Raw genomic sequence first — 13780 nt, forward strand, 5'->3', positions numbered from 1 at the left:
CTCAAGCGATCCCTTTGTCAATACTCTGCCACCTGAATCCTTACAAATTCTACAAAAATTTTTGTTCTTAGCATATGCCACTGGTAAATTTTCAGGCACAAACAGCCTGTCTAGATTCTCAACAAATACTTTTAGCTTTGTCACAGGTAATTCCGGCTCAAACCATCACCAAGGCTATTGAAACTACTTGTAGCTCTCAACGAAGACTCAGAATATTACCAACTTATGTCATAGTTACCTTAGTCATTGCCTTGAGTTTTTGGTCATCTGATTCAATTGTTGATGTGTTCAAAAATCTCATTCATGGTTTGAGTTCTTTACACATACCATCAGGTTTACGTCTTCAACCCCCATCTGCTTCATCAATTACAGAAGCCCGTCAAAGAACCGGAGCAGCTGTAATGAGAAGGTTATTTGAACTGGTGGCAAAGCCCTTAGCAACAATATTAACACCTGATGCTTTTTTGGGGGAATTCAGAATTATGGCTGTAGACGGAACAGTTTTTGATGTTCCAGATACTCCCACAAATGCTAGAGTCTTTGGCTATCCTGGTTCTCCTAAAGGGACATATCCAGGCTTTCCTAAAGTCAGATTAGTCTTTTTGGTAGAAGCAGGTACTCATTTAATTATAGATGCTTTTTGTTCTCCCTATCGTATTGGAGAAAGAAGAGGTGCTTTAAAATTACTACGCAGTATTAATTCTAGTATGTTATTAATGTGGGACAGAGGATTGCATTCTTTTAAGATGGTTCATACTGTCATCCAACAACAAGGTCATTTCCTTGGTCGTGTTCCTGCCCATGTGAAGTTTCAAGTAGTAAAAACGTTGGCAGATGGTTCTTATTTATCTTGGATTGCACCTGATGGACAGTCAAGAAAGAAGGGGGCAACCCGAATTTCAGTTCGTATTATTGAATATGTGATTGAGGAGGATAGTACTCTAAAAACCTATCGGTTGATTACTAATTTAATGGATGTTGATAAGTTTCCGGCTTTGCTGTTAGCACAAGAGTACCATAAGCGATGGGAAGCTGAGAATACTTTAGATGAGTTGAAAGTACATCTATTAGCAAGGAAAATTCCTATTCGTTCTAAGAATCCTCGTGAAGTGGTGCAAGAACTTTATGGTTGGTTGTTGGCTCATTATTGTTTACGTTGTTTGATGTTTCAAAGTAGCAATTTGAAGAATATTTCTCCTTTAAGGTTAAGTTTTGTTGGGAGTTTACGAGTGATTCGGCGTGCTATTCCTGAGTTCCAACGCCAGATAAATACGAATGTGGATATTAATTTATATTATAGTTGGTTAATGGCGGAAATTTCTGATTTAGAAATACCTTTACGACAACAGCGAAGTAATCCTAGAGTGGTGAAGAAGGCTCGTTCTAAGTTTAAGAGTAAAAAACGAAGTCACAGGAATAATTGTACTCCAAGACAACAGTTATCTTTTCAAATTATTAAACGTGCAAGTTGAATCTATTTAGTTTGACGCTACGGTAATTTATTGTTTCTCAATTTATAATTTCATAGTTTAACTATTTTCTCTCTCATAGTTTGAGTGTATGAGAATTTGTCCATCTTTTTTTAGTCTCTAGTTCTCGCAATAAATACGCGAACAAATTTCTCTTGATCTTACCCCCCTCTTTTTCCTTAACCGAACAGTATTGCCTCCCGCTTTGAATAAGTTGATCTGGATTGAGCCATTCGGTAATTGCTCCCAAAATGCCAACGTTTACAGATTTACCGCCGCCATTGCGATATGTTCCTTCAAACGCAAACAGCGCGATAGCTCTGCCTAAACCCAGGCTGGGTTGGCAATGCATCACGCTAATAATGGTTGAGGAAAATCTGCTGATCATTGAAGGTTTGTAGTATTTGTAATTAAGATTAATTTCAATAATACAGTTGTAGTATGTATTTGTCTACTGCACAGTTTTGGGGGAAAGCCTAACGATCAGTCTGCTTCTGTTAACTCGCGATCGCACTCTGAATCACCAAATCAGTAGCGGTGGTGTTGCGTTTTTTGGCTGCGGCTCTAAGTACCTCGCTCAACGGCTTGGGCAGTTTGAAAAACCTCTTAACTTGGTAAAATTTAGTAATGGGGCGATTTTTCTGCAACCAATAGTAACGCCAAACTAGTTAACTTGTAAGAAGCTGGAGATGTTCCTCCTTTGATGAGACGGTAGTGCAGGACGCATCTTTTGAGCAGTTTTATCGAACAGAATTCAGGAGTCAGGAGTCAGAATACAGGAAAGGTATTCTGTGCGAGTGGTGGATGAATAACCGGGTTTAAGACCCCCACCAAATTTTCAATTTGGTGGTCTTCTCCCAAGGGGAGACGCACTCGCGTTCAATCAGTCGGGGATTCAGACCCGCGACTGATTGATTCTGACTCCTGAATTCTGACGGATGTATTCTTCTTCAACTCATAAATCTACCCTATAAAATGTCAATTAGCTCCGAATACACTCTTTCTTATTGTCAGTCAAAATTAGTTGATTGAATTCTTATTAATCCCAGCACCCATAGATGAAAATATTGCTTTTTTTTAGTTTATGACTAATACCAATTCAGAAATTATCGCTTTTTTAAAACAAGCATCTGATGGCTTGTTTTTTATCAGCGAATCCGAGTATCCATTTTTGGTGTTTCTTTGGTCAGGTATCGCACCTGTAACCCCAGAAAAAGTTGTGCAACAGACAGATCATTCCCCAGATACACCTATCAAAGTAATAGCAGTTGATGATTTCTTTAGGGTGGCGGCAAAAGAAGAAGATTGGCATAGCCCTTCTGAGCAAGAAACTGTGAAAAAATTCCAGAATCTAGTGCAGGTAATTAAAGCCAATCTCAGTAACCCACAAGTGTATCGCCTCGGTAGCAAAGAAGTTGATGTTTATATTCTAGGAACCACGCCATCATCTGACTTAGCAGGGCTTTCCACTAAAATTGTAGAAACTTGAGTTGTTTACGGATCTACCTTACTTTCAATTACTTCCTGAATATTTGGGGAAACATTCGAGAGAAAATCATAGCCTGTGAGTTTTTCTAATTCGTCAACACTGACTTTATAGGTTCTCCAGTCATTATTGATTTCTTGTTCATTCGGTATGTTTACCGCGATGACACGAGTATTAGCGGTAATACCATTAATAAGAGAGCCTGGGCTATCTAGTACAACAACAATCTTCCAAGTGGATTTAGGAACTGTCACCTTACCCTTGAGGGGTTCGCCAAGACTACCACTTGGCCCGGCGACAATATAAAGTTCTTTGCCAAGACTTACCAGTTCTCGACAATAGTCTTCTAAATTGCCCCAAGTGTTGCGGTTGTTGTCCGGCGTTTGAGGCATCATGTTGGTCATCAAGAAAGTGGCAGAATTATCCTCTACCGTCAGAGAGCGGTCTGCCGAAGGTACAATATGACCTCGGTCATAACCTGAACCAGAGTACATAGAAGGAGTGACTCGCACCCAACCAGAGGGCAACGTATTGTCTGGGCGGAAGTTATCCTGGCGCTCTGCGTTCCCTAGCCATGACTTGTTAAGCTGCCAGCTTGCCCAATTCGCAGTTCCTTTACTTTGGTTGTAAGAGAGTGCATATTGATTTTTTACCATGAGGTAATTATCAGGCGTAAGCTTTGTTGGCGTTGCCCCACTAGCATTTCCCAGGAGTAAATGCACACTTATTGATGGGGAAAGTTCAGTGTTCGGTGGCACTTGGGATTGAGCAGGTGAACACCCAACCATAAGCGCCACCAAAACCGCTACACCCCAAAAAAGACTCCTGACCATAAATTCCTGTACCCAATGAGATTTATTTCACTTCAGCTAATTGATTGTATTTCTAAAGTTCCGCTGAGTTTTACTTTTAGTAGTTACACACCTTCGTAGGGTGCTAGGGCTAAAGTTTTCGTTCTTTCAGCTTTGCTCCCGTGATCACTCTATTGGATGCCAGAAAATTTTTAGAACTAAACATAATTTTCCGAAATTGCCAGCACCCTTATGGTAGTAACTATCAGAGTGCCGAACTATGAATAACTTCTATAAATAACCAGGGGAATATATCCCATCCAAGCCCAGTCACAACGACTGGGTTTTTGGTGGAAAGGTCTTCATTCCTTAACTATGGAGATCGCACTCAACAACAACAAAAAACCCCGGCGTTAATTACCGAGGTGACGGGGAGAATTACAAATAATGATGAGAGAGATACCGTAACCGAAGTCTAAAAATCTTAGCTAACGCCCAAGGCAACCAAAACTAGAGTAGTGACTAATAAGGTGGCAATCGCACCTTGAAACTTGTAACGATTTTGCAGCTCAATGTTTGGATATTCAGCGTAGTAAAGTTGGGGTTCAGTCGCGTAGTTATTAAGAATGCCGCTTTCATTAATAGTGGTATACATAGTTTTTTCTCTGGTTTATTACTTTATGTAAACCAATTTAACGATATTGTTACAAATAGTCAACAGCACTTGACAATAAATAGTAAATACTATCCATAACAGAAGCTTATCAAGGATAATTGGAGTTTAGGCACAAGCCCTGAAAAAAGATACCAGCCGTCATCACCCAGATCCACGCCACACAACGAATAATCCCAAAATACGGCTATGAAACTTTTTTTGCGGTCTCCCCTTACTTGATGGGATGATAAAGCCCGTCATCCTGATAGCGCCACGCTGTACTACTTGGATCGCGATTGCGGCTCCAGCGTTCAAAATCAGATTGACTTTTATTTTTTTGCTCACGCGCCAAGGTTGCCGTATCTATTCCCAACCTTTTGGCTAAGTTCTCTGCTAGGAATGGCTGAAGTTCCAGCGATTGGGGAACTTGGCTGTTGTAAGCATAACCTTGTCGTCTGGCTGGACTTTTGTAGCGCTGCCCTGCATTAAGTGCGCCCTCTAATTGGGCCAACTTGGTTGCCATTGCTTCATGCTTTTGTTCTAAGCTGCTTAAGCGGTGGGAGTGCTGCCCTAACTCATTTTCCACGCGGCTTTCTATACCACTGGTAAGACGGTTTAATTCTGCTTCTAGTTGATGCAGACGGGTTTCTACATCAGTTTCCATACCATCTACTTCACCCAGGATGTGATGTAACCCCTGAATCACCAAATCTGTGGCGGTGGTGTTGCGTTCTTTAGCTGCGGCTCTGAGTGCCTCGACCAACGGCTTGGGCAGTTTGAAGTTGATTGATTCGCGTTCAACTTTCGCCATGTCTACACTTGGTTATACACGTCCAGTGTAGACAGTTTACCGCTTTGTGGTGACTTTTCCAAAAGAACTGGGAGGGGCGTAGACGCGTTGCCACAGGCTAGCGGCTTGTCTCAGACATCGCGAGTGTTCGTCTGGGCAGTATCCCATCATCCACAAGGGTGCTGCTGGGTACAGTTTGCTTTAATTACAGCAGTTTTTATTTGCATCAGGTACAGAGTAACTGGTTTTGAGGCAGGGGGCAGGAGGGAGAAGAAGAATTTTTCTATTTAATTCTCCAGTTGTGTACCTCATTTATTTGTAACCTGCTGTAATTGTAACTAGGAATAAGGAAGGCTAATTAATGTAAATTTATCAATAGTATATGCTGTTTTTTTCTATGAAATATTGCCTGACAATAATTTAATGGACATCAACCAACAAAAAGAACAATTTAGCATTACCTATATTAGAGCTATTGCTGCGGTTGCAGGTTATTCTTTATATAGACCAGAAATCGATAACGACAGCGTAGATTTAGGCATAATCAGTAGAGGTGGTACAGGTAAAATTCTTTCTCCTAGACTAGAATTACAACTAAAGTGTACAGCCAGAGATATTCTTGATAAAAACTATATTAGATATCCCCTGATTCTCAAAAATTATAATGATTTAAAAATCAATGCCCTTGTCCCTCGGATTTTAGTAGTCGTTTTAATTCCAGAAAAAATAACAGACTGGATAAAACAAACTTTTATATGAACTTTGTATTAGACATTGTGCTTACTGGGTATCCTTGCGCGGAATGCCAGACACCGAAAATACAACCAATGTTACTATTGAAATACCTCGTAGTAATCAGTTTACGCCTGATGCACTCCAAGCCATCATTCAACGCATTAGTTTTGGAGAAAGCCCGTGAAAGTCACCATTAAAGATAGTCAAATCCTCAAAACCATTAATCCTAATGTAATACAAGCACACTTGCAAGCAACAGGTTGGCAGGAAACCGGGCGGATATATAATGATGCTGGAGCAATTTGGCGACTAAAAAAAGATGCCACGCCTGAATATGAAATCTTGCTACCTCTTCAACATAACTTAGGAGATTATGCTGAAAGAATCAGCGATATATTAAAAACATTATCAGTGGTAGAAAATCGTGACCAAGTTGATATATTAAGCGAATTTATTACCAATTATCCCAACTTCAACTTGCAAGGTGTGGTCATGCAAATTGCTACTCCATCAACTGATAAACTGAGTGGAGAAATTACTTTATTAGCTGAAGTTTTTGAGAAATTACGGTCAATTAAAACCGAGCTAGCAGACCATGATTATATCTTAGCCATTAAAGCCTATCAGGAACGTTTACCAATTCACTGCACAGGTGATTTAGTCAAAGTTGACAATCATTTTCTCCTGAAAAATCCCCACGATTTGCTTCTTGGTAATATCTAATTTCAACCAAGCTCCGATTGTTAGGTTTTCTAGATGAGTTCTGATATCGAGTCACTCATCTGCTTTTGCAAACGCTGGCGATTATCATCATATTTCAAAACCGTTTGCACTTGGGCGTGTCTGCTGAATCGCTGAGTAGCACGGTAGTTGCCATTATTGAGATCCAATACTGTAGTAATCGCACTGTGACGAACACGATGGGGTGACATCTTCTTAGTAATTCCGGCTTGCTTACAAAGCCCATCCACCAGTCGCCTAATTGCTTCTCCGGTTAATCTATTTCCATTCTTGTGATAAGCCAGCACCGTAAACAGCGGATCTAAGCCACGTTTCTTCTTAGAAGCTTTTATCCAACTGGCTAGAGCGTCGGTGGTTTTAGGAGATAGGTCAATAACTTCCTTCTGGCTACCCTTACCTTTACCTAAAATTGAGAGCGTTTTTTCCTTAGCGTTAAAGTCACGCACATTCAAATTGACTATCTCCTGACGACGCAAGGCATTATCCCAGAGTAACCGCAGTAGTGCATAATCACGCTTACCTTTTAAAGTGTTCTGGTCAACCAGGGCTATTACCTTAGCATAATCAGTAGCTGGAATTCCTGTAGTGTCTCGATAGGTTTCGACCCTTTCACCTTTGACATCATCTAAAGAGAAATTGCAAACCCCCAAGCGTCGCCCCATCTCTACCATTGACTTGATAGCACTGAGACGACGATTCACCGTAGCTTCAGCCAGCTTTTTCTTGATCAGGTGTGCCTTATACTTGAGAACCACAGCAACAGCATGACGCTGTTCCAGGTGAAGAAACTCCAAAACCAAATCCCGGCTGGGTTCTTTCTTAACGACAAATAAGAAGAAATCTTTCAAATCTTTTTGGTATTCGCGCTTAGTGTTCTCACTCCGCTTATCCCCAATCAATTGCTGGATAACATCGGGGTCATTTTCTAAAGAAAAGTCCTCTCCGATCGCTAAGGAGAGCGAATTTTCTAGAACACTCAGATTTTCCGGGTGAATGGGGTTCATTGGTTTGGGGTAGCGCAAGTTTCATGCTTTCACAATATCTTAGTTGTTAATTGGTATTTATTACTGCCAGTGGTGCAAAAAGCAACATTGTCGCACTATGTCCAAGTCGAGGGGGGAAGGGGGATAGGGGAGTAATTGTCAGATGATTGACGGTTAGGGAGGGTGATGAAACGAGATTTTCTGACATGAGAGTGTCAGGGCTAACGAAGGGAGTACGTGATCTGACGGTAAATGAACGGAGAGTTGACAATAGCGAACACCCGCGCTCCATCTTTCAGGGTTAGGGTGTAAGAGCGCGTGTTTATGAGAGGTAGGGATTCAAATTATTTGATATCAAAATTGTCTGTACCAAAGATATGACAATAAACTGTTGTCAGCACCTTTGAATCAATGCTAAAATCTTCCCTAGACAGGGAATAATTTCAAATTATTTATTTATTTCATCAAAATTTCTATCATAAATAGTTTCTCAAGTAACAAATCGTTGAAAGTTTGTTATAGGTGAAGGTAATCTTTTTAGCTTGTAGGTAATGCGTATGTATATAGAAACTTTTACTCCTACTGAAGCTGCGGCATTTGTAGAATTACCAACCAAGAAGATTTATAAGGAAGTAGAACACAAAATTTTTCCTGAATATAATCCACCCCGGCTAAATTTTGCTGCATTGGTTTATCTACGTTTAATTAAAGAGATAGACTTTATCAATGTTGATTTTCGTTCATCTCTTTATCAAAGCTTAGTAAGAGCCTTGGAGCAAAAGTTACCAACCATTGAAATAGCAAAATTTGTCAGAATAGAAGTCGAGCCTATTGTCAAGGAGGTATTAGAACTTATCAAATGTTTTCAAGCGTGGAAAGAAAATTTAGTTTCAGATCCGAACATAATGGGCGGAGAAACAGTATTTCCTAATTCTCGGCTTACAGTTCGTCATATTGGTTCAATGCTTGATAGAGGAGAGTCCCTAGAGGTAATACATGAAGACTATCCTTATTTAACTGAAGAAGATATAAAATTTGCTCAAGTTTACGTGAAAGCTTACCCAAGTGTTGGACGACCTAAAAAGAATTAAATTCCTAATTGATGAGGATCTTTCACCAGCCGTTGCACGTTACTTGTGTAACGAGCTTTTTATTGATGCAATTGCTGTGAGAGATCGAGGATTACTTGGTGCAAAGGATTATCAAGTTTTAGAATATGCTTTTAATGAAGAGCGTATTCTTGTAACAGCAAACGTTCGGGATTTTGAAAAATTTGCTCGGACTACAGAAATCCACGCTGGCATTGTATTCATCTGCCAGGGAGATTTATCTCGAAATGAGCAAATTGCTATTGTCGAAGAAGCTGTGAATGCAATCAATGCTGAATTAGAAAATGGGCGCGATATGTTAAATCGTGTCCTATACATGGAAGAAGATGGTACTAAAAGGTTTGATAATTTGGGAGAAAACTAGATAGAAGCAACGAATATACGTCGAGCGAGGTCTGTACTCACTTATATACCCCGTTTGGTAAAAAATTGATATACAGCTCTTGATATCAATTTTTTCAAGGTAATGCTAATTATTCTGCATTCAACAATCTTTCAAGCCCATCAGGTTCACTTTCTGGCTTGAGATACAAAGTACAAATTCTTTCCACTTCTTCAGGTGATATACCTTGCTTGTTGCACCAAGTTCTGATGCAAGCATCGCTCAATTCTTCTACCAAACCATAATCAACTACAGCGATTTCAGTATCTTCATTACACGCAATTAAATTGAGAATTTTGATAATATCCGGTTCGCGTACTTGTTGATTTTTGGGTGTGTATACAAGGGCATGATATTTTTGATTCTGATTAACTAAAACATAAATTGATGGTTCAGAATCCTGAGTTAGTTTTGCACTGACAATATCACTAAGAATAGTCCTGGCATAATCACGATGCATTTGTAGTTTTGCTGTATGTTGAAAGAAAGGAGAAATATCCAAATCTGCTAAAACATCTAAGTCTAATTGACCTGATTTTATTGTTACCTGAGACGCAAGCTCAGGCATATTAATTTCTTGGGAATTAGCTATTGTTAAAACTGGCAAGTCCGTCAGCTTTCTAGACTCTCCATGACGCAACATGAGATTTTCCCAACGTTGTCTAATCCTGACTAAATCATACTTAAGGTCTGTCTCTTGTGTCAGATTAGGAACAAAGGTATATACTTTAACTGTTCGTGGATAATGCCAAAAACGCAATATGCGTCCAGCTCGTTGAACAGGGCCAATAGGAGTCCAATCGATATCATAGTTGATAACAGCAGATGCATCTTGCATATTAACCCCAACACCATGAGCATCTGTTGAAATAAATACATCGTAGCTTTCTTCAGAAATATTTTCAGCATTATTAGAAATAGGGGCAAACTTTTTGATCAGTTTTTCTATTTCATTGGTTTCTTTCATTTGATATTTTTCTTCATTCTCACTCTGCTCGATAGTTGCAACTACTTTTAATGCGGGGAACATTTGTTCTAATGCCTGTGCTAAGTAAACAACAGTAGCACGGCGTTCACAAAAGATAATTGCTTTTTCTGAATTCTGCCTAAGTTCTTGAATAATTATGTAAAGTGCTTCAAGTTTCAAGTCACTTTTAAAATCCAAATTAGCCAACTTTTCTATTAGAGGATTTAAAAAAGATTGTCTTTCCTGTTGAGCCGAGACAAATTGTAATTTACCAAGTTTGTACTCGTTTTTACCCCCAGGAGTATCAACAACGCTTTCAAGAACTCCACGAAGAGCCAATGGAGAACTAGCCCAAGCAATTTTTACCAATCTCCTGATACATTCTCTAAACATTGGATTACGTGAATCTAAATCAAAATATCCTTTTTTAATTGCCTCTACCAGTTCCTTGTCTAGTAATAGAGGAAAATTGACACTGTATAATACAATTTTGGGAATATATCTCTTCTCGGTTCCAAAAATAATATAATTATCTTGATTCTCTAATTGACTGTAGTATTTAGCTACGTGAGGTGTAGTTAGTTGAGAAGCTACGGGTAGATGAATAAAATCATCTGTTTTATTAATATGCCATGCCCGTGCGCCATCAACATAATTTTCATCAAACAAAGCGCTAAGTTCGGCAGTATGTGGTAATAAATATAACTGGTTATTTAGGTTGCTTTCATCTCTAGCATAAGGGGAGCCAGTCAATAATAAAACCTTAGTATTGCTGCTCTTGTTCAAGAGTTCTTTTAACCGAAGAAAAGCCCGACGCTCTGCTGGATTTTTCTTCATATTAAATAAATCTTGTTTAAAACGATTCCTAAAGTAATGACTTTCATCAAAAATAATTAACCATCGTTGCTCATGAAGATTTTTTTGAATTTCTTCAAACAATTCCAGGCTACTATCTTGATCTGAACCACTCTTATCTAAAGCTTGATAAACAAAATACTCACAAGGTAGACCAGCATCACGCATTTCGCGTGTCCAATTACTGCGGACTGCCTTTGGGCCAATAACCATGACATTATCAATTAGGTCATCATTGCGGAGGTGTAAAGCTACGTGAACTGCTACGACGGTTTTGCCTAGTCCGGTGGAAGCTACCAGCATTGACCCGCCTGACTCTTTTATCTGCCGCAGTGTTTGGGCAATCATGTCCACCTGATATGAAACAGGTTGTTTCTTATAATTACTTTTGATTGGTTGTATGTCTTCCAGGGCTAACATAGTCTTTAAGTACACATCCCACGGTCGCACAAAGTTAAGCCAGCGCTGCAAGACTTCTAATAATTCTTGGGTAATGTCTTTCGCTTCAGCAAAATATGCATCAAACTCGTTTGCTAGTGCCACAACTTCGCGACGTTTAGTGATTATATTGCCTGCCTCGACTTGCTCCATCAAACCACGTTGGGTAAGATTTGATGAAGCCATAATTACTACCTTGTGGTCAACAATATATAGCTTGGCATGATGTTCTGTAGCTCTAGCATCTACAAGGTGTAATCTACCTTGTAGCATTTTTTCTATTAAATCTAGTACTGTCTGTCGCCGATCTTTGTCCAGACCTGTTCTTAGGTCACGTAGGATATCATCAATTAATGCTTGCCGCGCTCGTTCCTCTCCAGGGTCATCAAGACCGACTAATATATAAACGCGCTTGCCTTTTGTGTATCGTCGAACTAGCCCCCAACCTCTAATTGTGAAGAATCCAGAAGCGATCCTAATCTCTTTTTTAGCTGTCTGGAAGTAATGGCTTATATACTCCAAAGCCTTTTTTCTCTCAAACCAGCTTTCTCGTAAAGTACCTCTTTCACCGTTTTCTTCATTTTCTATTTCTTCATTCATGAGTTGGGATTGCTTGTGGTAGATTCAGCTGAGAGATCAACGTACCATTTTATAAATTTTCTACTTTAATAATTCCCGTACTATTACTAGAAAACATGGAATTTAAAATCAAAAATACCCCCACAGAATCGGTGGGGATAATGGTCAGCTAAGGAGGTACGTCTAAGTAGTACAATAATACTAATAAGTGATTATGCGGTCAAGTGTGCCACGATCATTTTTTTGATACAATCCAATCAACTCTTTTACTCGTCAAATCGCTTTCTATAGGTGTCGAATAGTTCACTAATCTTCTTTGGTTCGGATACAAGTATTCCCCGTTCGTCACGGAATGTGCGATCGCTCGCGCCTCGGAAAGATAGCCAGTTAAAACTTGTGGTGATAGCAAATTTCGTATCAGAAATAAGAATTTTCGCATGGGTATCTCCCAAACGCTTTAGCTGGAAATTATTTCTGTACTGAATGGCTAATTGTTGTATTTTCTTCTCGGCTTGGATATCATCTTTGTATTTTCTATCGTTATCGTCTTCTCCCAAACCATACCCAATATAAACTTGCACTCCCCGCTTAAGGAGATTTTCAAAATCTGCAAGAAATCGTTTATTTACAGAACTAGCTCGAATCCAAGGTGAGATAATCATTAAACATTCTTGAGTATCATGGAGAGCTTGTTCCAGAAGGGGACGGTGTTCGGACATATCTAACCAACGCATGGGAACTGTAGCTAGGAGAGAATTTAGCTGTGTCTGAAGTTCTTCAATTTGTTTTAGTGCAGATTGAAGTTGCTGCACTAAAATAACTTTTTCATCTTCATTTTCAGTTTTTTCAAGATTAGTTTGAACTATTTCTATTTCAGCTACAATTTTTGCTTGACTAGTATAAACTTCCGACTTAATAGAATCAATTTCTTCTAGTCTAGCTTGATTAACAAAATCACTTCCTAAAACTTCTTCAGCTAATTTCCTGGGTGAGCTTTCTTTTAGAGTTTCAACAATGCGAAGTTTTTTAATTCCATTAGAACGAGCAAAAGCAGCTTCATGTTCACTGGAAATTACATCGTCAATTAAAAATGCTACCTGAACATCATCACTATCTTTAGCTTTATATATGAGTGCCAAGGCTTTTTCAAAAAATCTCTGCCTTTTTTCAATTGCTTTTAATGCTAGCAAGTCTTTCTCTTCTTTAAATCTGGCTTTACTAGCTCCCTCAATTTGACGAATAATTCCATCTACGTCTTTAAGTTTGATATCAGATAATTCTGGAGGTTTATTTGGAAACGGATCAATCTCTATAATTTCTTGCTCTCGTAAATCCTTGTGTTTTAAAAAGTATGAATTACTGCCATACCAGCGTGGATATCGTAATAATCCATCAAAATCTATATCAAATGTCCGCTCTTCTGGAACAATAATTTTAGCTTCTTGGAGAGTTGTAATACCTTTTTTAGTCAATTTCCAAACTTGCAACCGAGAATCATCAGGAGCTATAAGGTCAATATTTTCACTCATTCTTAAATTGACCATTGCATCTTTTAAAATTTGCTTTTCTATACCGAGAAAAGCACTAATATCTTCTTCTAAATTCAGCCCAGCATCAATAGACTTTAAGACAAATTCCTCTATTGGGGGTATTGGTTTACGTAATTGTATTAAAGCTTCAATAGTTACTTTATAAACAGGTAAACCTACCTCTTTACAGGCTACTAAATCAAAACCTGTTCTATTGTAACGCAGCAGTTCATTGACTGAGAGAGAGATAAAATTGTCTAAATTCATAATT

Annotated in this window: 16 protein-coding genes; 8 read left to right on the forward strand and 8 right to left on the reverse strand. The window is 39.0% G+C overall.

Annotation, left to right across the window (positions count from 1 at the left end; translation table 11 throughout):
• The first annotated feature begins 74 nt into the window (after positions 1 to 74).
• Entirely contained in the window at positions 75 to 1472 is a 1398-nt protein-coding gene (locus HGR01_RS38720) for an IS4 family transposase (protein WP_071989413.1), read from the forward strand.
• 73 nt (positions 1473 to 1545) lie between these two features.
• Here HGR01_RS38720 and HGR01_RS38725 read toward each other — a convergent pair whose 3' ends face one another.
• On the reverse strand, positions 1546 to 1857 hold the full coding sequence (locus HGR01_RS38725) for a hypothetical protein (protein ID WP_168160987.1): 312 nt from the start codon (positions 1855 to 1857) through the stop codon (positions 1546 to 1548).
• Positions 1858 to 1966: 109 nt separating this feature from the next.
• Complete coding sequence (locus tag HGR01_RS38730) at positions 1967 to 2116, reverse strand: hypothetical protein (protein ID WP_155539302.1); 150 nt, start codon at positions 2114 to 2116, stop codon at positions 1967 to 1969.
• Positions 2117 to 2553: 437 nt separating this feature from the next.
• On the opposite strand from HGR01_RS38730, the gene HGR01_RS38735 reads away from it, so the two are divergent.
• Positions 2554 to 2958 carry a nuclease A inhibitor family protein gene (locus HGR01_RS38735; RefSeq protein WP_045871077.1) on the forward strand — a complete coding sequence of 135 codons (405 nt, stop codon included), beginning with the start codon at positions 2554 to 2556 and terminating at the stop codon, positions 2956 to 2958.
• 5 nt (positions 2959 to 2963) lie between these two features.
• Here HGR01_RS38735 and HGR01_RS38740 read toward each other — a convergent pair whose 3' ends face one another.
• Positions 2964 to 3788, reverse strand: coding sequence for a DNA/RNA non-specific endonuclease (locus HGR01_RS38740; RefSeq protein WP_045871076.1), 825 nt, complete (start codon positions 3786 to 3788; stop codon positions 2964 to 2966).
• Between the two features lie 308 nt (positions 3789 to 4096).
• On the opposite strand from HGR01_RS38740, the gene HGR01_RS38745 reads away from it, so the two are divergent.
• Positions 4097 to 4225: a hypothetical protein gene (locus HGR01_RS38745; RefSeq protein ID WP_255325232.1), complete on the forward strand. Its 129-nt coding sequence runs from the start codon at positions 4097 to 4099 to the stop codon at positions 4223 to 4225.
• Between the two features lie 5 nt (positions 4226 to 4230).
• Here HGR01_RS38745 and psb34 read toward each other — a convergent pair whose 3' ends face one another.
• Positions 4231 to 4401: a photosystem II assembly protein Psb34 gene (psb34, locus tag HGR01_RS38750; protein ID WP_045871075.1), complete on the reverse strand. Its 171-nt coding sequence runs from the start codon at positions 4399 to 4401 to the stop codon at positions 4231 to 4233.
• 232 nt (positions 4402 to 4633) lie between these two features.
• Entirely contained in the window at positions 4634 to 5212 is a 579-nt protein-coding gene (locus HGR01_RS38755; RefSeq protein WP_045871074.1) for a hypothetical protein, read from the reverse strand.
• Positions 5213 to 5614: 402 nt separating this feature from the next.
• Here HGR01_RS38755 and HGR01_RS38760 point away from each other — a divergent pair, with 402 nt between their 5' ends.
• From HGR01_RS38760 to HGR01_RS38765, 3 genes are read left to right on the forward strand one after another with little or no spacing between them, the layout of a single operon-like run.
• Entirely contained in the window at positions 5615 to 5950 is a 336-nt protein-coding gene (locus tag HGR01_RS38760; RefSeq protein ID WP_235623063.1) for a DUF4365 domain-containing protein, read from the forward strand.
• Between the two features lie 43 nt (positions 5951 to 5993).
• Positions 5994 to 6110 carry a DUF4365 domain-containing protein gene (locus HGR01_RS42040; protein WP_235623062.1) on the forward strand — a complete coding sequence of 39 codons (117 nt, stop codon included), beginning with the start codon at positions 5994 to 5996 and terminating at the stop codon, positions 6108 to 6110.
• Positions 6107 to 6649, forward strand: a complete 543-nt coding sequence (locus HGR01_RS38765; RefSeq protein WP_045871073.1) for a hypothetical protein — start codon at positions 6107 to 6109, stop codon at positions 6647 to 6649. The genes HGR01_RS42040 and HGR01_RS38765 overlap by 4 nt, the downstream gene beginning before the upstream one ends.
• A 29-nt stretch (positions 6650 to 6678) precedes the next feature.
• Here the strand turns inward: HGR01_RS38765 and HGR01_RS38770 are convergent, their stop codons facing one another.
• Complete coding sequence (locus HGR01_RS38770; protein ID WP_045871072.1) at positions 6679 to 7671, reverse strand: tyrosine-type recombinase/integrase; 993 nt, start codon at positions 7669 to 7671, stop codon at positions 6679 to 6681.
• 536 nt (positions 7672 to 8207) lie between these two features.
• Between HGR01_RS38770 and HGR01_RS38775 the strand changes: the two genes are divergently transcribed.
• Positions 8208 to 8741 carry a DUF433 domain-containing protein gene (locus tag HGR01_RS38775; RefSeq protein WP_045871071.1) on the forward strand — a complete coding sequence of 178 codons (534 nt, stop codon included), beginning with the start codon at positions 8208 to 8210 and terminating at the stop codon, positions 8739 to 8741.
• Positions 8716 to 9123, forward strand: coding sequence for a DUF5615 family PIN-like protein (locus HGR01_RS38780; protein ID WP_235623061.1), 408 nt, complete (start codon positions 8716 to 8718; stop codon positions 9121 to 9123). The genes HGR01_RS38775 and HGR01_RS38780 overlap by 26 nt, the downstream gene beginning before the upstream one ends.
• Before the next feature lie 109 nt (positions 9124 to 9232).
• Here HGR01_RS38780 and HGR01_RS38785 read toward each other — a convergent pair whose 3' ends face one another.
• Together HGR01_RS38785 and HGR01_RS38790 are read right to left on the reverse strand one after the other, a co-directional pair.
• Entirely contained in the window at positions 9233 to 12001 is a 2769-nt protein-coding gene (locus HGR01_RS38785) for a helicase-related protein (protein WP_045871070.1), read from the reverse strand.
• Positions 12002 to 12246: 245 nt separating this feature from the next.
• Complete coding sequence (locus HGR01_RS38790) at positions 12247 to 13776, reverse strand: phospholipase D-like domain-containing protein (protein WP_045871069.1); 1530 nt, start codon at positions 13774 to 13776, stop codon at positions 12247 to 12249.
• Positions 13777 to 13780: the final 4 nt, after the last annotated feature.

Source organism: Tolypothrix sp. PCC 7712, from assembly GCF_025860405.1.
Classification (GTDB): domain Bacteria; phylum Cyanobacteriota; class Cyanobacteriia; order Cyanobacteriales; family Nostocaceae; genus Aulosira; species Aulosira diplosiphon.